Annotated in this window: 22 protein-coding genes and 1 pseudogene; 9 read left to right on the plus strand and 14 right to left on the minus strand. The window is 69.7% G+C overall.

The window, feature by feature from the left end:
- Positions 1-19 precede the first annotated feature (19 nt).
- Positions 20-688, plus strand: coding sequence for an ABATE domain-containing protein (locus ACIP9D_RS30365; protein WP_350874270.1), 669 nt, complete (start codon positions 20-22; stop codon positions 686-688).
- Between the two features lie 353 nt (positions 689-1,041).
- On the opposite strand, the pseudogene ACIP9D_RS30370 reads toward ACIP9D_RS30365, so the two are convergent.
- A pseudogene (locus ACIP9D_RS30370) lies at positions 1,042-1,591 on the minus strand (D-alanyl-D-alanine carboxypeptidase family protein); the annotation flags it as partial.
- Positions 1,592-1,882: 291 nt separating this feature from the next.
- Here ACIP9D_RS30370 and ACIP9D_RS30375 point away from each other — a divergent pair.
- Both ACIP9D_RS30375 and ACIP9D_RS30380 read left to right on the plus strand, forming a co-directional pair.
- Entirely contained in the window at positions 1,883-3,064 is a 1,182-nt protein-coding gene (locus ACIP9D_RS30375) for a beta-propeller fold lactonase family protein (RefSeq protein WP_350874266.1), read from the plus strand.
- A 316-nt stretch (positions 3,065-3,380) separates the two neighbouring features.
- Positions 3,381-3,494, plus strand: coding sequence for a hypothetical protein (locus ACIP9D_RS30380; RefSeq protein WP_400451348.1), 114 nt, complete (start codon positions 3,381-3,383; stop codon positions 3,492-3,494).
- Between the two features lie 199 nt (positions 3,495-3,693).
- Here the strand turns inward: ACIP9D_RS30380 and ACIP9D_RS30385 are convergent, their stop codons facing one another.
- Positions 3,694-3,951: a hypothetical protein gene (locus ACIP9D_RS30385; protein ID WP_350874265.1), complete on the minus strand. Its 258-nt coding sequence runs from the start codon at positions 3,949-3,951 to the stop codon at positions 3,694-3,696.
- 130 nt (positions 3,952-4,081) lie between these two features.
- Between ACIP9D_RS30385 and ACIP9D_RS30390 the strand changes: the two genes are divergently transcribed.
- Complete coding sequence (locus ACIP9D_RS30390) at positions 4,082-4,510, plus strand: carboxymuconolactone decarboxylase family protein (RefSeq protein ID WP_350874264.1); 429 nt, start codon at positions 4,082-4,084, stop codon at positions 4,508-4,510.
- 271 nt (positions 4,511-4,781) lie between these two features.
- Here ACIP9D_RS30390 and ACIP9D_RS30395 read toward each other — a convergent pair whose 3' ends face one another.
- The 12 genes from ACIP9D_RS30395 to ACIP9D_RS30450 all read right to left on the minus strand — a co-directional run bounded on the left by ACIP9D_RS30395 (position 4,782) and on the right by ACIP9D_RS30450 (position 15,550).
- Positions 4,782-5,486, minus strand: a complete 705-nt coding sequence (locus ACIP9D_RS30395; protein ID WP_350874263.1) for a DUF4396 domain-containing protein — start codon at positions 5,484-5,486, stop codon at positions 4,782-4,784.
- A 110-nt stretch (positions 5,487-5,596) separates the two neighbouring features.
- Positions 5,597-6,082 (minus strand): DUF417 family protein, encoded by a 486-nt coding sequence (locus tag ACIP9D_RS30400; RefSeq protein WP_350874262.1) that lies wholly within the window; start codon positions 6,080-6,082, stop codon positions 5,597-5,599.
- 402 nt (positions 6,083-6,484) lie between these two features.
- Positions 6,485-8,032 carry a tannase/feruloyl esterase family alpha/beta hydrolase gene (locus ACIP9D_RS30405; RefSeq protein WP_350874261.1) on the minus strand — a complete coding sequence of 516 codons (1,548 nt, stop codon included), beginning with the start codon at positions 8,030-8,032 and terminating at the stop codon, positions 6,485-6,487.
- 184 nt (positions 8,033-8,216) lie between these two features.
- The gene (locus tag ACIP9D_RS30410; protein WP_350874260.1) at positions 8,217-9,002 is read right to left on the minus strand and encodes an IclR family transcriptional regulator C-terminal domain-containing protein; all 786 of its coding nucleotides are present in this window, start codon (positions 9,000-9,002) and stop codon (positions 8,217-8,219) included.
- A complete protein-coding gene (gene pcaC / locus ACIP9D_RS30415) occupies positions 8,999-9,379 on the minus strand; it encodes a 4-carboxymuconolactone decarboxylase (RefSeq protein ID WP_350874259.1) in 381 nt (126 codons plus the stop codon). Before pcaC ends, ACIP9D_RS30410 begins: the two co-directional genes overlap by 4 nt.
- Positions 9,376-10,152 carry a 3-oxoadipate enol-lactonase gene (gene pcaD / locus ACIP9D_RS30420; RefSeq protein WP_350874258.1) on the minus strand — a complete coding sequence of 259 codons (777 nt, stop codon included), beginning with the start codon at positions 10,150-10,152 and terminating at the stop codon, positions 9,376-9,378. Before pcaD ends, pcaC begins: the two co-directional genes overlap by 4 nt.
- Entirely contained in the window at positions 10,149-11,489 is a 1,341-nt protein-coding gene (gene pcaB / locus ACIP9D_RS30425) for a 3-carboxy-cis,cis-muconate cycloisomerase (protein ID WP_350874257.1), read from the minus strand. Before pcaB ends, pcaD begins: the two co-directional genes overlap by 4 nt.
- A complete protein-coding gene (gene pcaG, locus ACIP9D_RS30430) occupies positions 11,464-12,036 on the minus strand; it encodes a protocatechuate 3,4-dioxygenase subunit alpha (protein ID WP_350874256.1) in 573 nt (190 codons plus the stop codon). The genes pcaB and pcaG overlap by 26 nt, the downstream gene beginning before the upstream one ends.
- On the minus strand, positions 12,029-12,781 hold the full coding sequence (gene pcaH / locus ACIP9D_RS30435; protein ID WP_350874255.1) for a protocatechuate 3,4-dioxygenase subunit beta: 753 nt from the start codon (positions 12,779-12,781) through the stop codon (positions 12,029-12,031). Before pcaH ends, pcaG begins: the two co-directional genes overlap by 8 nt.
- 11 nt (positions 12,782-12,792) lie before the next feature.
- The gene (locus ACIP9D_RS30440; RefSeq protein ID WP_350874254.1) at positions 12,793-13,974 is read right to left on the minus strand and encodes an acetyl-CoA C-acyltransferase; all 1,182 of its coding nucleotides are present in this window, start codon (positions 13,972-13,974) and stop codon (positions 12,793-12,795) included.
- Positions 13,971-14,735 (minus strand): CoA-transferase, encoded by a 765-nt coding sequence (locus tag ACIP9D_RS30445; protein WP_350874253.1) that lies wholly within the window; start codon positions 14,733-14,735, stop codon positions 13,971-13,973. Before ACIP9D_RS30445 ends, ACIP9D_RS30440 begins: the two co-directional genes overlap by 4 nt.
- Entirely contained in the window at positions 14,732-15,550 is an 819-nt protein-coding gene (locus ACIP9D_RS30450; protein WP_350874252.1) for a CoA-transferase, read from the minus strand. Before ACIP9D_RS30450 ends, ACIP9D_RS30445 begins: the two co-directional genes overlap by 4 nt.
- Positions 15,551-15,861: 311 nt before the next feature.
- On the opposite strand from ACIP9D_RS30450, the gene ACIP9D_RS30455 reads away from it, so the two are divergent.
- From ACIP9D_RS30455 to ACIP9D_RS30475, 5 genes are read left to right on the plus strand one after another with little or no spacing between them, the layout of a single operon-like run.
- Positions 15,862-16,827, plus strand: coding sequence for an ABC transporter substrate-binding protein (locus ACIP9D_RS30455; RefSeq protein ID WP_350874251.1), 966 nt, complete (start codon positions 15,862-15,864; stop codon positions 16,825-16,827).
- The gene (locus ACIP9D_RS30460; protein ID WP_350874250.1) at positions 16,824-17,654 is read left to right on the plus strand and encodes an ABC transporter permease subunit; all 831 of its coding nucleotides are present in this window, start codon (positions 16,824-16,826) and stop codon (positions 17,652-17,654) included. Before ACIP9D_RS30455 ends, ACIP9D_RS30460 begins: the two co-directional genes overlap by 4 nt.
- The gene (locus tag ACIP9D_RS30465; RefSeq protein ID WP_350874249.1) at positions 17,651-18,445 is read left to right on the plus strand and encodes an ABC transporter permease; all 795 of its coding nucleotides are present in this window, start codon (positions 17,651-17,653) and stop codon (positions 18,443-18,445) included. The genes ACIP9D_RS30460 and ACIP9D_RS30465 overlap by 4 nt, the downstream gene beginning before the upstream one ends.
- Positions 18,442-19,281: an ABC transporter ATP-binding protein gene (locus ACIP9D_RS30470; protein WP_350874248.1), complete on the plus strand. Its 840-nt coding sequence runs from the start codon at positions 18,442-18,444 to the stop codon at positions 19,279-19,281. Before ACIP9D_RS30465 ends, ACIP9D_RS30470 begins: the two co-directional genes overlap by 4 nt.
- On the plus strand, positions 19,278-20,876 hold the full coding sequence (locus ACIP9D_RS30475; protein WP_350874247.1) for a thiamine pyrophosphate-dependent enzyme: 1,599 nt from the start codon (positions 19,278-19,280) through the stop codon (positions 20,874-20,876). Before ACIP9D_RS30470 ends, ACIP9D_RS30475 begins: the two co-directional genes overlap by 4 nt.

Consider the following 20,876-nt stretch of genomic DNA (forward strand, 5'->3'; position numbering starts at 1 on the left):
CCGAGCTATCGTTAGATGCATGGCAAGTCGATCAACTGCGATGGACTCCGCGACGGCACAGTCGCTCCCCGCCGCGCCCAACCCAGGGCCGCAGGCCGTCCCTAATCTGCTGCTGCCGCGCGAGCCAGTGCCGATCCGGCTCATGAACACCGTCTGGGCCGTGCGTACCCGCCGCCACGACGGGCTGACCACGCCCGGCGAGCTGGCCACCTGGCTCACCGCCGTCGAGCAGCCGGAGGAAGCGATCGCACCCGACGCCGCGGACCTAGAACGGTTCCGGGCGTTGCGCGACGCGCTGCGGCGGCTCGCGGCCGACCTCACCGGTGACACCCGGCCATATGCCGAATCGACCGACGCCGAACTCAACGACGCGGTAACAATTGTCAACCAAGCCGCCGCTCAGGCGCCGAACTGGTCCCAGCTCGCCCGACGCGACGGTAACCTGGAACTCGCTCCGGTCGGATCAGCGCGCGTCACGCAGCGCCTGCTCGCGTCGATCGCGCACGAGGCCATCGCGCTGCTCACCGGCCCCGATCGCGACAAACTGCGAGCTTGCTATGCGCCCAACTGCGTGCTGTTCTTCCTTCAGGACCAGCCGCGCCGCGAGTGGTGCTCCCCCGTTTGCGGCAACCGGGTGCGGGCGGCACGCCACTACCTACGCCACCACCAGAACCAACCCGACAGATAACGGCGAAAATCTCGTCTCCACCCCGCAGGTCGCTGTGCGCCCTGGTGAGACCCTCACGATCTCCTGGGCTGCGCGGTGATCGCGGCGCGATGCCGGCTGGCTTCATGAACGGCGCCCGTTCAGCATCATCCCCACGCCCGTCGGCTCGCGGTCGAGACGGGCGGCTGACCCGAGCGGCGTGACGCGCCAAGGGTGGTCAACGCAGGTCTCCCCTTTCCAAAACCGCCCGTTACCTTCGTCTGACTGTCTTGCGGGACATACCTACACGCCCGCCGTCTGGGACTTGCCACAATCAGGGCCATCAGCAGGATGATCGCGTCCTCCCCTATGCCGGCCATCAGCGCCAACGAAGACTTCGCGCCTCCTGGCTCAACCAGGCGGCCCACGGATGTGTCGCGCGGAAGAGCGATGCCCCAGTCGAGCGGGGCGATCGCCTCGCCCAGGCTGCCCAAAGGGGCTGTCTCCGCTCCGAGCAGCGTCACCGCGAGCCGGCGGCCGTCGCGCTCGGCCACTCCGACGAACGTTTGGCGAGGCAGATTGGTGAAGCCGGTCTTTCCGCCCAGCATGCCTGGGTGCGGTCCAGCATCATGTTGTCGTTGATGAGCTCGATGGCCGGTCTCTCCGCCTGCGCCGGCACCTCAGCCACCCTCGTCTGCATATCGCCGGAAGTCTTCTCGGGCGAAGGTGGTGCGTGCGATCAGCGCGAGGTCGTACACGCTGGCGTATTGAGCCGGGCCGTCCAGACCAGAGGGCGTCGCGGCGTGGGTCTGGTTTGCCTGCAGCCGACGCGCCTCGTCGTTCATCGCGTCGACGCCGCCGTGCCGGGCCTTCTTACCGCCACCGACGCAGGCCAGCACGTTGGCCGCGTCGTTGCCCGTTTTCAGGAGAAAGGCCCAGCCACAGGCCAGACGGGCGGAGTCGAGGAGGCCGGGCCGATCAGGGCTGCATGGGTGAGCCCAGTGCGCCGATTGCGAAGGCCGGCGCCAACGGCGGCGGCGGACCGAGTCCCGCCCCACCCAGGCGACTTCGACCGGTGGGCGAGACGCACATGTCGAGCGTGTGTGGGAGGAAACAATGCAAACCTTCGCAATATCCTCCTTTCGGGTAAGCGGGCCGAATATGACCGTCGGTGACCATAGCCTGCAAACGGGAAAGTTCTTCCCGTTCGCGTCTGCGGCGACCGAAAGGTAGATCATGAAGCGCAAAACGCTCGCCACTGCTGTGCTCCTCGCCGGACTGACCGGAGTCGGGGCGCTCCCGGGGCTCGCTCTCGCCGACGGCGGAGGACCGGAGTACCGGCACGACGACCGTGGTGGTCACGGAGAGCACCACGAGGACGGCGACGACGGTGCGGTGTTCGTCCAGACGAACAAGGCGGAGGGCAACACGATCAAGGTCTACGACCGCGACGACGACGGCCGCCTCTCCCCCGCAGGCGAATTTGAGACGGGAGGCCTCGGCGGATTCACCATCGGCGCACCGGTCGACGCGCTGGCGTCGCAAGGATCGCTGATCTTCCACGACGGGCTACTGTTCGCGGTCAACGCCGGCAGCAACACCCTGACGTTGTTCCGGGCCGACGGCACCAAGCTCCACCGGCTCCAGGTCGTCTGGTCGCACGGCCTGCTGCCGGTCAGCGTCGCGGTCCGGGGCAACCTGGTCTACGTGCTCAACGCCGGCGGCGAAGGCTCCGTGCAGGGCTTCCGCCTGCACAAGGACCGGTTGTCGCCGATCGAGGGCGCCCACCGGTCCCTCGGGCTGCACAACGGCAACCCGCCCGCCTTCGGGACGGCCCCCGCCCAGGTCGAGATCGACCCGGAGGGCGACTTCGTGCTGGTGAGCACCAAGGCCGCCAACGTGATGTTCAGCTACGAGATCGGCCGCGGCGGTGAGCTGTCCCGGCACCCGGTGATCAGCGACGCGGGCAACACCCCGTTCGGGTTCACCTTCGACACCGAGGACACGCTGCTGGTCACCGAGTCCGGCAGCAACGAGCTCAGCCGGTTCGCACTGGAGTCCGACGGCGAACTCGACCAGATCGGACCGTCGGTGCCCAACGGTCAGCAGGCACCGTGCTGGATCCAGCGCGTCGGCGACTTCTTCTTCGTCGCCAACGCCGGTAGCTCCACCGTCAGCTCCTACAAGGTCGACCACGACGGCAAGCTCGTCCTCGTCAAGGCCGTCGCCGCCGACACCGGCGGCGGCTCGATCGACATGACGACCAGCGATGGCTTCCTCTACGTCCAGAACGCCGCCGCCGGCAACGTGCAGGGCTACGAAGTCGGCAAGGACGGCTCCCTGCACCTTGTCACCGAAGTGAAGGGACTGCCGAAATTCGAAAACGGCATCGGGATGGAAGGCATCGCTGCCTCCTGACCCCAACTCCACCGCTGGCCCCGGTCGCTGACGCGACCGGGGCCAGCAGTGCCTGCAAATCACGCGAGATTGGTGTCGGCTTGAAGGACCACTCACTTCGCGATGGGCGCCCGTCAGAAGTTGATGATCAGTTCCGTTCCTCGCACAGCAGACAAGTGCAATGCCAGGCGTTGGTGTCTCCAGCGATTCGGGCCGGTAGGTCACCCACGTCAGGGTCTCGTGGTTGAGGCGACCCTCGGGTCGAGCGAAAAGCGGGCCATGAGGGTTCGTCCCCAGCGGGCGCGGGAGCGTCGCGGACGAGGGCTCGCTGCTCGATCTGCTCAACACCACATCCGTCGTCGGGGGGACATCCCGCGACGAGCTGACCGATGTCAAGGCGGGCCGGAGCTGGCTCGCCGCCCACGGCCAGCCGGCCACCGAGGACGAGTAGCGCACGCTGGTCGACGCGCCTCAGGCGCAGCAGGACCTCGTCCGAGCCCTTCGCGTCGGCGGCGTCGGTCCTGGCTGCGGGGATCTGTCTACAGGTCCATCGCGTAGACCCGGACGTGGCGGCCGGTGTCCGGTTGCACGGTCTCGCGCTCCAGCTCGGTACAAGTTGCTTGGCGGCGCACCGCCGTGGCGACTCGCCCTCAGACACGAAGGTCGTACAGAATTAGCCCATGGCCCACGAGGCCGAGCAACGGCTGAACGCCCGCGGACTGTTCCTCGACGACGCGACAGGCTTGAATCGCTACGACGAACCTGACATGCAGGGACTCCTGCTCATGCATTCCGACGACTCCGGCAGGGCCGTCGTCAACGCGATCATCCGTCCTGACCTCAGTCCCGTCGCGCGAGGGATGTTCGTCGAATGGGTCGAGCAGCGCATCGAACGGTTTCTTGAGCACGGCCCGGACCCTGCCTGTCCACCGATGGACGTCCCCACCACTGGTGTTGTCGTTGTGACCTACAGGAGGTCATCTCTTGGATACCAGGATCCAGAACGTCCGACTGAACGCGACGTCAAACGAGCAACTCATGGCTCTGGCAAACGCCGGGGCCGCAGCTTTCGGCCATACCGCCACGCTCCAGGTGGAACAGGCCCTGGCCCAGCTTCTGCGGTTACGCGTCGCACAAATCAACAACTGCAGCTACTGCCTTCTGGTGCACCACGCCGCTGCCCGCACCGCCGACATCCCGCCGTCCAAGGTCGAGACCCTCACCGCGTGGTGGGAGACGCATTTGTTCACCGAGCAGGAGCGAGCCGCGCTGGCCTACGCCGAGGCGTTGACCCGAGCCGCCGACGCCACCGTCAACAACCGGGTCCAAGAGGCACACGACAGGATGGCCATGCACTTCACGGAGGATGAGATCCTGGAGATCGTCGCCGTTGTGATCAACATGAACATCTGGACGCGACTCAAGCTCGCCGAGGGTGCCATGCCCACGACGGCGCCTCCCGTGTGAGTTGATACCCGGCCCCTGTCACCGGAGCAGGCTGGCAGCCGTCCGGTCTGCCTGCTGGCAACCTCGAACTCGTCGTTCAGGCGCTCAGAACGTGTTTCAGATGGGTTTGATCAGGTCCGGGCGGGGTGCGGCGGCTTGACGGCGTCCCGATTGCCGCGGGTGAGACGGCGGGTCATGCCGGCGATCGCGGCGCAGCGGATGAGCGCTGTACAGTCCCCAGCCTCACTCGCTGCTAACCCTGCCCACGCCACGGGCGTCGGAGCAACACCACCTACTGCGGCGTGCCCAGCAGTTCCGCTTTGGCGCCGCGGCGGATCAGCCACAGGGTTGGCGGCCAGGCGGCAAAGAAGCCGATGATCAACCCGACCTGGACAATAAGCCAGAACACCGGACTACTAGGCTGCAGGGTCTCGTGGAAAACCATAAACTCCATTAGCGCCAGCCAACCTAACAGGGCGAACTCGAAGACGGATACGCTCAGCAGGTCCCCCCTTAGGAATCTCCGCGTTGCAGTCCACGCTCTTCGAACACCCGTGTCAGCCTCGGTGAAGTAGCGGAATGCGATGCCGATCACCACCGCGGCCACATAGTCGCCTATTAATTCCGGCCACAATCTCTTGGCAGATATTTCGAGGCCAAAGCCGAAGACGAGAAGAGTAGCAATGATGGCACCCAGAACGCAGTGCGTCGCACAATGTAAGGTTTCGATTATCGTGGCAGCATGTCGCGGCCGTCTGGGCGGGATGCGGTGCCGCTTCAGCCACCGGGGAGACTGGGGTCTACCCCACCGCCGGTAGGCCAAAACGGCTGCCGGGCCAAAGTAGAGGGCGGTTGCGGGCCAGACAATCTCCATGACCTTGACCGGCTGGCGATATCGAAAAACAAAGTGATCGACAACGATGACGACGGTGCTGGCGAAGCCCACAAAGAGCACAGCCCACGAGAGCACCACGAGCCATGTTGGTTGCAGAACCATCTCCTTTACAGAGAATGACGAAGACTCCCTGCTTCGGGTCAGCCCAAGGGCCTACCTTCGCGTCGGCAGAAAGCGCGAAGCCCAGTCGAGCAGGGCCCGGGCCTCCTGAGTCACAACGTCCGCGGGCGGTCAGCAGGGCGGGCCGCGCGCAGCGACTCGACAGCAGTCAGGAGAGCGGCACCGAGAAGCACTGTGTCTTTCAACAGGAATTGTCCTAGCTGAGAAAGGCTCAATATCCCCTGCCCTTCCTGCCGAGCCTCGGGCGTCGTTGCCAGGAAGCTGAACGTGGTGAGGAACATCCCGATCGCGCCGAAGCTACCGATCGCCGATGCTCTGGGCGTAAGCGGCTTCGCGGCAATCAGGGAGCCCAGGGTGATCTCCGTGACCCCGATGAGTCGGTTGAGCATTCGTGCGCCCAGCTTCGCGCGGAGCCGCGAGAGCAGCGGACTCGAGGTGACCAGCGGCTCGTCGTTCTCGACCTCGTACTGCTTGAACTTGAGCGCACCGATCCACAAGATGTTCGTCGCCAGCGCGCAGCGCAGGACCGAGAAGCCTACGGAGGCGAGGTCATCGGCGGAGGCGTGCCGTGTGCCCATCGCTCACTCCTAGGCGCTGTGCCGACGGTCGGCGTGCTGGGGACCATTACCCGCTAGGACCAGCCACACGCACCGAGGGCGCGAAGTTGTGATCGACCTGGGTCGCCGCTGGCGACTCCTCGTTGACAAGCTCAGGGCGCTTCGTCCCTGCCGGTCCGTGCCCGCCTGCCATCTCGGCGATGATCCGTCGCCGACTCTGCCGACGTTCAGCCCTTTCCGGGCATTGTCGGATGATTCCTCCCAATGCCGGGCCGTCTACATCAGGCGTGACCAGTCCCGGCGTGCCCATGGCGAGCCCGCCATCTTGAGGCCATTCGTTTGCGGGCCGCTCAGGTTCGGCGAGCGCACCCCGCACCGTGCGGTGGCTCCGCTATCCGTCTGCCGGAGCCACCGCACGGCTGGTCAGCGGTAGTCGCTGGCGCAGGTGAAGTTCTTCGCCTCGCTGGTGCTGCCGTGGCCCTTGTATCTGGCCACCAGCGGGTACTGGCAGACGGGGCGGCTCAGCGCCGGGTTGCCGGCCGAGTCGTTCCGCTGCCCGGTCAGCTGATTCGGAGCCTTGCCCCGCTCGACCCAGTTCACGACCGCGTCCAGGAGGTTGGTGGGCGCCGCACCCTGGCCACCGCCGCAGTGCCCGACGCCGGGTGCCACGAAGAAGCGGGCGAACTTCTGCGTCTGCTTGGCGCCGCCCATCGCCGCCTCTAGCCGCTGGTAGTAGTCGACCGTGCCGCGGAAGAAGATCAGCGGATCGGCGGTGCCGTGCCAGAAAGCCACCTTGCCGCCGGCGTCGCGGAATGCGGACAGGTCCGGGTCGTCGGTGGCGATCACGGCCTGGTACTGGAGCACCGACTGCTGGAAAAGCAGCAGGTACTGGTCGTACGTCATGGTCCGCCAGTCCCAGCCCGGATTCTGCAGCAGGAAATACCGGAACCACTCCAAGCCGACGCCGAAGGGAAGCTGGGTCCCGTTCGCGCTGTTGTTCAAGCTCTGCAGGTTGGCGCCGCGCTCCAGGCCGTACCAGAGGAACTTGCCGTCTGCGTCGCGTGGCCCTTCCCAGATCTTGTTGACCAGGTCGGCGTCGGCGGCGGTGAAGGTGCCGCAGTCGGTCGTGGTGCCGACCAGTTTGCGGGCGTCGAACCGACAGCCCTCCCAGTCGCCGATGATCCCGTCGGTGACCCCGTCGCCCGGGTCGCAGGCAGTGATCGCGGCTTCAGTTGCCCGCGCCAGCTTGCAGGGTGCGACGACGTTGCCGGAGAGCATCATCTGCAGCTGTCCCCAGAACTGCGCGGGGTGGAACTTGGTCCAGTTGACCGCTGGGGAGGCGGCGGCGATCCCGTCGTAGTCGCTCGGGTACCGCTGAGCCTCCATCAACGCCTGGCGACCGCCGGTGGAGCAGCCATTGAAGTAGCTGTAGAACGAGGAGCCGCCATAGAAGGCCTTGACCAGGGCCTTGCCCGTCACGGTCATCTCGTGGATGCCGAGGTAGCCGAAGTCGGCGATGAGCTGCCAGTTGAGCGTGCCGTCGGGGTTGAGCGCGAAGCTGCCGCTGCCGCCGGTGTGCCCGGCGTCCGTCGCCGCAGCGGCGTAGCCGTCCCGCAGCGCGGCAGCGGGGGTCGCGGTCGGCGAGCCGCCGGAGAAGCCGCCGCCACCGGTGCCCTGGAACCGGCCGTTCCAGTTCTCGGTCGGCAGCCACACCCCGATCCTGACCTGGTCGTTGGCCGGTGGGTTGGTGACGGTCAGCTGCACTGCGCAGTGCGCCGGGATCGACGCGGTCGCCGGGACCGAGGTGGCAGTGAGGACCGTGGTGTGGGGAAGGTTCACCGATGCCAGACTCGCGCAGCTGCGAGCCGGGCGGTTCGGGCCCGCAGCGCTGGCGCCGGGGCCGACCGACAGGACCAGCGCGGCGCTGGTGAGCAGGGCCAATCCGCTGAGGTAACTGCGTCTGGGTCTCATCATCCGTCCTTCCGGTGGAGGTGGGGATACCGTCGCCCCCACCGGAGACCAGGGCAATGAAGTGCTTCCGGCAGATGGAAGAGCCTGGATCCCGCACCGCGACGTCGGCGGATCGGGCGGTCCCATCAAGCGGACGGAGACTCGATGCCGCTGAGACCGGCTGACATCGAGCCGGGCGCGCCCGTCAACGGGTGAGGCCGGCTCGCAGGTCCTCCTCGATGCGCTGCGCGGCCGCCAGTAGCGGCGGCAGCAGCTCTCGGCGGATCACCTCGGACGACCCACGGCTGGCGTGGGCGGAGACGTTCACCGCCGCGACCACCGCCCCGTGCTCGCCACGAATCGGCGCGGCCAGCGACCGCAGCCCTTCTTCCAGCTCCTGGTCGACGATCGCGTACCCCTGGGCGGCGATCTTCACCAGCAGGGCGCGCAGTTTCGTCGGGTCGGTGACGGTACGCCGCGTCAGTGGTCGCAGTTCCGCGGTGGCGAGGTAGTCGTCCAGCCAGTGTGCCGGTTGGGCAGCGAGCAGCACCCGTCCCATCGACGTGGCGTACGCGGGGAACCTGGTGCCGACGCTGATCCCCACCGTCATGATCCGCTTGGTCGGGACGCGGGCGACGTAGACGACCTCGTCGCCATCGAGCACCGACACCGAACAGGACTCGTGAACCTGCGCGACCAGCGCCTCCATGTGCGGCTGGGCGACCTCCGGCAGGCTCAGGCTGGACAGGTACGCATAGCCGAGTTCGAGGATCCGCGGCCGCAGCGAGAAGAGCCGGCCGTCGGTGTGCACATAGCCCAACTCCACCAGGGTGAGCAGGAACCGACGTGCGGCGGCCCTGGTCAGACCAGTCAGTCGGGCCACCTCGCTGAGTGTGAGTTGCGGGTGCTCGACGTCGAAGGCGCGGATGACGGCGAGCCCGCGTTCGAGCGACTGGACGAACTCAGGGGTCCGCGTCGCCTCCTCGGTCACTGGGCCTCCTGCCGCAGGGTCTGTTGGGCCACCTTGAATGCCCGGTTTGCCGCCGGTACGCCAGCGTAGATGCCGACCTGGAGCAGGACCTCACCGACCTCCTCCGGAGTCAGACCGTTACGCAGTGCCGCCCGGACGTGCATCGCCAATTCCTCGTCGTGGTGCAGGGTGGCGAGGATGGCGAGGGTGATGCAGCTGCGGGTCCGCCGGTCCAGGCCGGGCCGGGTCCAGATCTCCCCCCAGGCGTAGCGGGTGATGAGGTCCTGGAAGTCTGAGGTGAAACCGTCGGTGCCGGCGACCGCCCGGTCGACGTGCTCGTCGCCGAGCACCTCCCGCCGGACCGTCATGCCGGCGTCCCGGCGCTCGTGGTCGTTCATCCGCTCACCACCTGCTCGAAGTGTTCCGACAGCAGCCGAGACACCTGCGCGGGCTGCTCGACGTTGGCCAGGTGCGCGGCCTGGTTCAGTACCGCGAGCCGCGAGCCGGGGATCCGCTCGACGATTCCGCGGGCGTGCCGGACCGGCGTCGCGGGATCGTCCGCCCCGGCGACGACCAGCGTTGGGGCCTGGACCGTGGGCAGGTCGCCGCGCAGGTCCATGGCGGCGATCGCCTCGCAGCAGGCGGCGTAGCCGGTCGCGGGCGTGGCCGTCAGCGTGGCCCGATGCGCGGCGACCACCTCGGGGCGGGCGGCAGCGAGGGCCGGGGTGAACCAGCGGGCCACCACAGCGTCGGCGATCGCCTCCATGCCGGCCGTCCGTACGGTCACCGCCCGGTTCTGCCACGCCTCGACCGGGCCGAGCGACGCGGACGTGCAGAGCAGCGCCAGCCGGTCGACCCGCTCGGGTGCGCGGGCGGCGATCCACATCGCGACCATGCCGCCGAGGGATAGCCCGGCATGGTGCGCACGCGACACACGGAGATCGTCCATCAGCGCCAGCAGCTCCCGACCGAGCTGCTCGATCGTGTACGGCCCGGGTGGCACCGCCGAGCGGCCGTGCCCGAGATGGTCGTACCGGACGACGCGGAACCGTTCGGCGAGCGCCGCGACCTGTGGCTGCCACATGGCCGCCGTGGTGCCGAGAGAGCTGCCGAGCATGAGCACCGGGGCGTGTGGCGGGCCGTCCACGGTGGCGTGCAGCCGGGAGGTCACGTCGTCGACCCGCGGTGCGTCGCCAAAGCCTGGTCGACGAAGTGGTCGGCCGAGCCGAGCCAGCCGCGCGGGTCGAGCGCCTCGTCCACGTCCTGCTCGCTGAGGTGTGCGCGCACTGCGGGGTCGGCGAGCAGCGCCGCGCGGAAATCCTGCCTAGCGGTGGCGCGGGTGACCAGGTCGTGTGCGGCGCCGCGGCCGAGGGCCGGGGCCAGCCGGGCGGCGACGGCCTCGGCGAGGATCAGACCTCCGGCGGCGTCCAGGTTGGCCCGCATCCGGTCCGGGTGGACCTGCAGCCCGGCCAGCATCCGGGCGGTGCGCGCGGCCGCCCCGCCGGCGAGGTGCAGCAGGTCGAGAAGGGGCTCCCACTCGGCGTGCCAACCGCCGGTGGCGCGCTGGTGCTCCTGCACGGCCGCGGTGAACAGGGTGGCGATCAGGCCCGGGGCGCGCCGCGCAGCGGCGGTGACCAGGATCGAGTCGACCGGGTTGCGCTTGTGTGGCATGGCCGACGAGCCACCACGCCCGGTGCCGCCCTCGGCGACCTCGGCGACCTCCGTCTGGGCGAGCAGCCCGACGTCGACGGCGATGGTGCCGGTGGCCGCGATCAGACCGCCGAGCGCCGCAGCCAGGTTGAGCAGCGGCTGACGCCGGGTGTGCCAGGGCAGTGGTGGCGCCACCAGGCCCAGGTGCGTCGCGAACCGCTCGGCCACCGTCGGGCCGGTCGGGCCGAGCGCGGCGAGCGTGCCGACCGCGCCGCCGAGCTGCGCGGGAAGCGTGTCGCTGGCCTGCTTCAGCCCGGTCCGCGCCTGCGCGAGGCCGAGCAGCCAGCCCGCGGCGGCGAGCCCGAAGGTGGTGGGCGCGGCCTGCTGGCCGAGGGTACGGGCGAGCTGCACGGTGTCCCGGTGGGTGTCGGCCAGACCGGCCGCGGCGTCGGCCGCGCCGTCGAGGTGGCGCAGCAGTGGTGTGATGGCCCGCACCGCCACCAGGACCAGGGCGGTGTCGAGCACGTCCTGGCTGGTGGCCCCGTGGTGCACCCAGGCTCGGGCGGACTCGGGGACGGCGGCGGTCAGCTCGCGTACCAACGGCACCACGGGATTGCCGGCGGCGTCGGCCGCCCGACCGAGCGCCGCCGGGTCGTACCGCTCGGCGCGGCACTGCTCCGCGATAGCCTCCGCCGCCGCGGCGGGTAGCAGGCCGCATTCCGCTTCGGCTCGGGCCAACGCGGCCTCCACGTCGAGCATCGCCTGCAGCAGCGAGGTGTCGCCGAGTTCAGTGTCGACGTCCGCGGCGCCGGAGAGCCCGCCGAGCAGCCGGTCAGACGGCGAAGAAGACGGTTTCATGCTCTCCCTGCAAGCGGATGTCGAAGCGGAAGCCGTCCGACGTCGGACCGGCAACCAGGGTGTCCCTGCGGTCCGCATCAACGCTGCACAGCACCGGGTCCGCGGCGTTCGCAGCGGGTTCGTCGGGGAAGTACAGGCGGGTCACGACGCGATGCAGCAGGCCCCGCGCGAAGACGGAAAGGGTGAGGTGGGGCGCCTCGGTCTCGCCGTTCGGGGCGGGCAGCGCCCCCGGCCGGACGGTGAGCAGCGCGTACTCCCCCGCCGCGTCGGTTTCACTGCGCCCGAAGCCGCGGAAGCCGGGGACGCTGGAGGGTCGGGCGCCGCGGGGGTCGTCCGGGTGGTCGAACCGACCCTCCGGGTCGGCCTGCCAGCTCTCCACCAGAGCGTCGACCACGGGGGCGCCGGTCCCGTCCACGATCCGACCTCGGATCCAGAACGCCCCGGGCGTGCCCTCGGGCACCACGTACGAGCCGTCGGGCCAGCGCAAGCCGATGTGCAGGTACGGTCCGACGGTCTGGGCCGGCGTCACGCCGAGTCGCTCACTCATCGTCGTCCCCGTCCTCGAAGGGAGTGCTCTCCCGGCCCCGCAGCACGATGTCGAACTCGTAGGCCAACGCCCAGGACGGCGCGGTGACGGCGTGGTCGTACCGGGCGACCATGCGTTCGCGGGCCTTCGGGTCGCGGACCGAGTTGAAGATCGGATCCTGGAAGAAGAGCGGGTCGCCAGGAAAGTACATCTGCGTGACCAGCCGTTGGGTGAAGGCGCGACCGAAGAGGGAGAAGTGGATGTGCGCCGGTCGCCACGCGTTGTCGTGGTTCTTCCAGGGGTAGGCGCCGGGCTGGATGGTGATGAAGCGGTAGCGGCCGTGCTCGTCGGTGAGCGCCCGCCCCACCCCCTCGAAGTGGGGGTCGAGCGGAGCCGGCCAGGTGTCGATCACGTGGCGGTAGCGGCCCGCGGCGTTCGCCTGCCAGATCTCCACCAGGGTGTGCGGCACCGGCCGGCCGTCGCCGTCCAGCACCCGGCCGTGCACGATGATCCGCTGCCCCTGCGGCTCCGCGCCGTGCTGGCGGGTGAGGTCATGGTCGAGCTCGCCGACCCGCCCCTCCCCGAGCAACGGCCCGGTGACCTCGGTCAGCCGCTGGGGCAGGTAGGTCAACGGCCGTTGTGGGGCGCGCAGCACCGTCGAGCCGTACCCCGGGCTGAGCAGCGGCGGGTGCGCGTCGACGTCGTCGCGCCGGTACTGCGGGAGCGTCAGCCCGCCATCGGTGGGGCGCACGGTCTCCTGGGTCATGTCCTCTCCTGTCAGGCTTCCAGCACGACGGCCAGCCCCTGGCCGACGCCGATACAAATGGCTGCCAGTCCTCGTCCGCCGCCGCGGCGGTGCAACTGCCAGGCGAGCGAGCCGAGGATCCGGGACCCGGACGAGCCGAGCGGGTGCCCGAGGGCGATGGCGCCGCCCTGGGGGTTGACGATGGCCGGGTCGAGGTCGGGCCACTCCGCCAGGCAGGCGAGGGACTGCGCGGCATACGCCTCGTTGAGCTCGACCACGTCGAGGTCCGCCCAGCCGAGGCCGGCCCGGCGCAGCGCCTCCTCGGCGGCGGCCACAGGGCCGATGCCGAACAGGTGCGGCTCGACCGCGGTGGCCGCCCGAGACACGATCCGGGCCAGCGGCTCCCGGCCGACGGCGTCGGCGCCGGCCCGGTCGGCGAGCAGCAGTGCGCTCGCGCCGTCGTTGAGCGGTGAGGCGTTGCCGGCGGTCACCGTGCCGTCAGGACGAAAGACCGGCTTGAGGCCGGCCAGTGCCTCAGCGCTGGTGGTGGGTCGGATGCTTTCGTCCCGGTCGATCTCGGTGTCGGGCAGCGGGCTGACTTCGTCGGTGTACCCGCCGCGGTCCCAGGCCCGGGCGGCCAGCTGGTGGCTGCGCAGCGCGAAGGCGTCCTGGTCCTCCCGAGTGATCTTGTAGCGGTCGGCGAGGATCTCGGCGCCCTCGCCGAGCGCAACCGTCCACTCCTGCGGCATTCGGGGGTTGACCAGACGCCAGCCCAGGGTGGTCGAGTACAGCGTCTCGTGCCCGCGTGGATATCCCTGCTCGGGCTTGCCGAGCACCCAGGGCGCGCGGCTCATCGACTCGACGCCGCCGGCGAGGCAGATCGAGGCGTCACCGAGGGCGATCGCGCGCGAAGCGCCGATCACCGCCTCGAGACCGGAACCGCAGAGCCGATTGACCGTGGCGCCCGGCACCGACGGGGGCAAGCCGGCGAGCAGGACGGCCATCCGGGCCACGTTCCGGTTGTCTTCCCCGGCGCCGTTGGCGTCGCCAAGCAGCACGTCGTCGATACCGGCCGGGTCGAGCCCCGGGCTGCGCCGGACGATCTCCCGGACCACGTGGGCCGCGAGATCGTCGGGGCGGACGCCGGCCAGGCCACCGCCGTAGCGCCCGATCGGGGTGCGAACCGCGTCGAGGATGTACACCTCCCGGTTCATCGGGTTCCCTTCGTCGCTTCCAGGGCGCGGAGCACGGCGAGTTCGTCCGTCGTGGGCGGCTCGTTCGTGGTGGGGTGGTCGGCGACGGCGAGATCCCAGCCGGTGGCCGCCCGGGCCTGCTCGACCGTGACGCCGGGGTGCAGGCGGGTGAGGGTCAGCGCGCAGGTGTCCGGGTGCGGTTCCAGGATGCCGAGGTCGGTGATGACCATACGTGGGCCGCCGCCGCGCAGGCCGAGCCGCCGCCGGTCGCCGGGCCCGGTGCCATAGCCGACGGAGGTGACGAAGTCGACCCGTTCGGTGAACGTGCGCAGGTTCTGCCGGACGATGACCACGACCTCTCCGCAGGAGGCGGCGATTTCCGGTGCGCCGCCCGCGCCGGGCAGCCGCACCGTCGGGTCGGCGTAGTCGCCGCCGATGACCGTGGTGTTGATGTTGCCGTATCGGTCGAGTTGCGCGGCGCCGAGGAACCCGACGTCGATCCGGCCGGGTTGCAGCCAGTAGTTGAACACCTCGGGCACGGAGACCACGGCGTCTGCCGTGTCGGCGAGGACCCCGTCCCCGATCGAGAGCGGGAGACGGTCGGGCTTCGCGCCGAGACAGCCCGACTCGTAGATGAGCACGAGGTTCGGCGCGTGGGTGGCCCGGGCCAGATTGGCGGCGGTGCTGGGTAGTCCGATCCCGACGAAGCAGGCGGCGCCGTCGCGCAACTGCCGGGCGGCGGCCACCGTCATCATCTCGTCGGCGGTGTACTGGTCGGTCATACCATCGCCTCCGACGTCAGCACCTGCCGCCGCAACCAGTCCTGGAAAGTGTCGCGGTGCCGGCTGATCGCGTCCCAGGCCACGTAGAAGTCGTTGTCCCGCACGGAGTAGCCCTGGGCGTAGGAGGGGTGCGCGCCGCCGGGCACTTCGGCCACCGCCGTGACCGCCCAGCCGGGCAGGACCACCTGGCCGGGTACCGGGACCAGTTCGTCGACGACCTCCTCGACGGTGACCAGTGACCGGTGCGCGGCGAGCACGGCCTCCTTCTGCACGCCGGTGATGCCCCACATCTGCACGTTGCCAGCCCGGTCTGCGCGCTGCGCGTGCACCACGGTCACGTCGGGTCGCAGGGCGGGCACGGCGGTGAGCACCTCGCCGGTGAACGGGCAGGCGATGGTGCGGATGTTGGTGGTGTGCCGGGGCAGGTCGGTGCCGGTGTAGCCGCGTAGCACGGCGAACGGCAGCCCGGACGCTCCGGCCACGTACCGGTTCGCCATGCCGGCGTGGCTGTGTTCCTCCAGCTCCAGCGGTCCCGGCCAGGCGTTCTGCACTGCGTCACGGAAGCGGTGCAGTGAACCCACGCCCGGGTTGCCGCCCCAGGAGAAGACCAGGCGGCGCGCGCAGCCAGCCCCGATGAGCTGGTCATAGATGATGTCCGGTGTCATGCGGACGAGGGTCAGGTCCCGCCGTCCCTGACGGATGATCTCGTGCCCGGCGGCGAACGGGATGAGGTGGGTGAACCCTTCCAGGGCCACCACATCGCCGTCGCGGACCAGGTCCGCCACGCCATCGGCCAGCGAGACGAGCTTCGCCATGAGCCTCCCCGCCTTCCGCGAATCACAATGGACCGCGCGCTGTTCGCTATGCGGACTGCCGTACTTATCTCGAACGTAATGCCCGGCGATGGCATCCGTCAACGCGCAACGGACGGCGGCGCCCTGGCGTCCGGCGCGTTGCAGAAATGTTGCGGCGACCCGTTGACGTGAGCCAGGCCACGTGCCAACGTTCTATATGAGAACAGCCGTTCGGTAAGCGAACAAGCTGCGACACCCGGGGGCTTCTCCGGCATGGAGGCCCACCACACCCCCGGTCCCCTCCCGGGACCACCGGACGCGGGAGTACCTGCATGCGCCGTCTAGTCATCAGCGCCATAACCGCCGCAGCACTGCTCACAGTCACCACCGCCTGTGGCTCCTCCGACGCCGACGAACCCGGCGGGCAGGCGGGCGGCACGACCAAGATCAAGGTCGGTGCCATCCCCATCGTCGACGTGGCTCCCCTGCATCTCGGCATTCAGAAGGGCTTCTTCAGCGAGCAGGGCCTCGACGTCGAGGTCGTCAACACGACCGGCGGCGCGGCCGCGGTACCGGGAGTGGTCAGCGGAGAGTTCGACTTCGCCTTCGGCAACCTGGTCTCGCTCATCGTCGCCCGATCCCAGAACCTGCCACTCAAGGCCATCGCCGAGGGGAACTCGTCGACCGGCCAGCAGGGTAAGGACTTCGGCGGGATCGTGGTTCCCAAGGACAGCCCGATCGCCGGCGCCGACCAACTCGCCGGTAAGACGGTCGCCGTCAACAACCTGAAGAACATCGGCGACACCACCGTGCGTGCCTCGATCCGCAAGGCCGGCGGCGACCCGTCCACCGTGAAGTTCGTCGAGCTGCCCTTCCCGGACATGCCCGCCGCGGTCAACGCCAAGCGGGTCGACGCCGCATGGATCGTCGAGCCCTTCTTCACCGTCGCTCAGGACCAGGGCGCCAAGGTGATCGCCTCGAACTTCGTCGACACCGCCCCGAACCTGACCATCGCCGCGTACTTCACAAGCCAGAAGACGGCCCAGCAGAAGGCCGACGTGACCAAGCGCTTCACCACGGCCATCGAGAAGTCGCTGGCGTACGCGCAGCAGCATCCGGACGAGGCGCGGGCGGTGCTGCCGACCTACGCGAAAATCGATCCGGCCGTCGCCGCGAAGATGACGCTGCCGGCCTGGTCCGGTCAGATCAACCGGGAGTCCGTCCAGACACTGGCCGATCTGATGCTCGCCGACGGACTGATCAAGGAGAAGGTCGACATCGCGGAGCTGCTCCCGTGACGTCCACCCTCACGGCGCCGGCCCGGGCCTCCCGGGCCGGCGCGGCGAGCCGGGCGGCCCGCAGCACCACGCTGCTGGGCGTGCTGGGTTTCGCCACCTTCCTCGCGCTGCTGGAGGTGATCCCGCGCACCGGCCTCATTTCGCCGGACTACCTGCCACCGCTGAGCCGCATCGGCGTCGCGCTGGCGGAGCTCACCGGCGAGGCCGGGTTCTGGACCGCGATCACCGACACCGTCCAGGGTTGGTTCCTCGGCCTCGTCATCGCCGTCGCCGCCGGCATCGCCGCCGGCTTCGTGATCGGCACGATCCCCGTGCTGCGGGAGTTCACCGCCTCGACGATCGAGTTCCTCCGGCCCATCCCCTCCGTGGCACTCATCCCGCTCGCCGTCCTGGTCTTCGGCACCGAGCTGCGTTCCGTGCTCCTGCTGGTCGTCTACGCCGCGTTCTGGCAGGTGCTGGTCCAGGTGCTCTACGGCGTGCAGGACGTCGACCCGGTCGCGCAGGAGACCGCGCGCACCTTCGGACTGAACCGTTGGGCGCGGATCCGCCACGTGACCTGGCCGACCGCGCTGCCGTACGTCCTCACCGGGGTCCGACTCGCCGCCGCCGTGGCGCTGATCCTCGCCATCACCGCGGAGCTCATCATCGGGGCGCCGGGCCTGGGTAACGAGATCGGCGTGGCGCAGTCCGGCGGCGCGGTCGCCCGGATGTACGCGCTGGTCATCGTTACCGGCCTGCTCGGCGTAGCGGTCAACCTCCTGGCCCGAAGGCTGGAACGGTGGCTGTTGTCCTGGCACCCGTCGCTACGCCGGGAGGTGGCGGCATGAGGTTCGCCCGCCGCGGCACCCGCGCGATCCTGGCGGCGCTCGCATTGCCGTTGATCCTGCTCATCCTCTGGTGGGTGCTCACCGCCGACAGCGAGAGCTACTACCTACCGCCGCTGTCGGAGATCCTCGCCGCCGTCGACGACGTGTGGCTACGCTCCGACCGGCTGAGCGTCGACGTGCTGCCGAGCCTGCTACGTCTCTTCGCCGGCTTCCTGCTGGCCGTGGTGATGGGCGTGGCACTCGGTGTCGCGATCGGCTCGTCCCGCCGGCTGCGGGCGTTCTGCGAACCGGTGCTCGAGTTCCTCCGCGCGATCCCGCCACCGGTGCTGGTGCCGGTGCTGATGCTCGTCGCCGGCATCGGGGACACGATGAAGGTGCTGGTGATCGTCTCCGGCTGCGTCTGGCCGATCCTGCTCAACACCGTCGAAGGAGTCCGCGCCGTCGACGAAGTGCTGGTGGAAACCGCGCGATGCTACGGCCTGCGGGGCCCGGCCCGGCTCTGGCACCTGGTCATTCGCTCGGCCAGCCCACAGATCGTGGCCGGGCTGCGGCAGGGCCTCTCGATCGGAATCATCCTCATGGTCATCAGCGAGATGTTCGCCGCCAGCAACGGGCTCGGGTTCAGCATCATCCAGTTCCAGCGGACGTTCGCAGTGACTGAGATGTGGACCGGCATCCTGCTGCTCGGCCTGCTCGGTTTCCTGCTCGCCACGCTGATGCGGCTGTTCGAGCGGCGCGCCCTCAACTGGTATTTCGGCCTGCGCCAGGCGCAACGAGGTGGGAGTCGATGAGCATCATGACCCAGACCCAGAACCAGACCGACACCCGCACCGAGGTACTGCTCGACGTCCGCGCCGTACGCAAGGTGTACGAGGGCCATGGCCGGTCCGTCGAGGCCGTCCGCGACCTGACGTTCGCCGTCGCCCGGGGAGAACTCGTCTGCGTGGTCGGCCCGTCCGGCGCCGGCAAGACCACCCTGCTCAAATGCATCGCCGGCCTGCTCGCGCCGACCGATGGTGAGGTGGTGCTGGAGGGCGCCGCGGTCGACGGCCCCCCGCCGGGCATGGCAGTGGTCTTCCAGGAATACGGCCGCAGCCTCTTTCCCTGGATGACTGTGCGGAAGAACGTGGAGCTGCCGCTGAAGCAGAAGAAACTGCCCAAGGCGCGCCGGGCCGAGCTGGTGCACCAGGCGCTGGAGGCGGTCGGCCTCAGCGACGTTCAGTCCGCCTACCCTTGGCAACTCTCCGGCGGTATGCAGCAACGGGTCGCCATCGCCCGGGCGATCGCGTACGAACCGCACATCCTGCTGATGGACGAGCCGTTCGCCGCCGTCGACGCGCAGACCCGCGCGGACCTGGAGGACCTGGTCCGGTCCCTGTGGCACCGGCTCGGAGTGACCACGCTCTTCGTCACCCACGACATCGACGAGGCGGTCTACCTGGGCCAGCGGGTGCTGGTGCTCTCCGCCTCGCCCACCGTCGTGCTCGACGACATCGCCGTCGACCTGCCCGACGAACGCGACCAGCTCACCACCCGTTCCTCAACCCGCTTCGCCGAACTGCGGGCGCAGGTGTTCGCGCAGATCCAGCGGGCCAAGAAGCACCGGGCCGGAGCGGATCACGCATGACGACGGTACGCGAGGCGACCCTTGACGTACTGCGCCGGTACGGAATGCGCCGCATCTTCGCCAACCCCGGCTCGACCGAGGTTGCATTCCTCGCGGACCTGCCCGACGACCTGGAATTCGTCCTGGCCCTGCACGAGGGGTCCGTGGTCGGCATGGCCACCGGACACGCCATTGCCACCGGCCAGCCCGCGTTCGTCAACCTGCACACCACCGCGGGCCTCGGCAACGCGGTCGGCGCGCTGGCCACCGCCCGGGTCAACCGCGCGCCCCTGGTGGTGGTCGTCGGCCAGCAGGACCGCCGACACCTGGCACTGGAGCCGTTCCTCGCCGGCCGGTTGGAGGGGCTGGCCGGGCCGTACCCGGTCTGGGTCAACCAACCGGTGCTCGCCCAGGACGTGCCTGCTGCGATCCGGCGCGCATGGCACGAGGCCAGGCAGCACCGCGGCCCGGCCGTCGTCGTCGTACCGATGGACGACTGGTCGGCCCAGGTGGACCCGGCGCTCGGGCTGGCCGCGCCGACGAGTGTGCTGCGCGCCGAACCGGCGGCGGGCCCCGCCGCACGGGAGCTGGCCCGACTGCTGAACGCAGCGGCGAAGCCGGTGGTGGTCGTCGGCGCCGGCGCCGACGACCGCGGCACCTGGGACGCGCTCATCTCACTGGTGGAGCGGCTCGGCGCGCCCGTGTGGCAGGAGGCATTCGGCGCCCGCGCCGGCTTTCCGCAGGATCATCCGCACTTCGCGGGACACCTGCCGGCCGGCCGGTCCCGGCTGCGCGCGGTGCTCGCCGCGCACGACATGGCCCTCGTCGTCGGCACCGGCGCGTTCCGGCAGTACCCGTACGAGCCGGGTCCGCTGGTTCCGGACGACCTCACCGTCGCGGTGGTCTCCACCGATCCCGACGAGGTGCACCACAGCCGGGCCGAGCTGGCCGTGCTCGCCGACCCGGCGGCACTGTGCGCCACGGTCGCCGAGCAGTTGACTGCCCGGACGGTAACGCCGCCGACGCCACGTACCGAGGCGGTCGCACCGCCGGCGGTGGGAGAGCCCATGCGGGCCGCGCACGTCTTCGCCGCGCTCGCCGAGCGGCTACCCCGGGACGTCGTACTGGTCGAGGAGACGCCGTCGTCGCGCCCGGACCTGCACCGGTTGCTGCCCGCCCGACAGCCGCGCGGCTTCGTCAGCGCGGCCATGGGCGGCCTCGGGTTCGCGCTGCCCGCAGCAGCCGGGCTGCGGATGGGCGACCCGACCCGGCCGGTCGTCGCAGTGCTCGGCGACGGCTCCTCGCTCTACGGCATCCAGGGGCTGTGGAGCGCCGCCCGCTACGGCTGCGGCGTGCTGTTCGTCGTCCTCGCCAACGGCCGGTACGCCGTCATGGACCGGCTCGCAGACAAGGTCGGTGGCAAGGCGCCCTGGCCCGCCTTCGAGGATGTCTCGGTGTCCGGCCTCGCGCAGGCCCTGGGCTGCCCCGCCCGGCGAGTGAGCGACTACGCGGAACTCCTGACCGTTCTTGACGAGGTGGTCCCGACGCTCGCCGAGCGTACCGACCCGCTCCTGCTCGACGTGCCGGTCCACGTCGACGCCCAGTTCGAACCCTGA

The sequence above is a fragment of the Micromonospora sp. NPDC093243 genome (assembly GCF_044753725.1).
Classification (GTDB): Bacteria; Actinomycetota; Actinomycetes; order Mycobacteriales; family Micromonosporaceae; genus Micromonospora.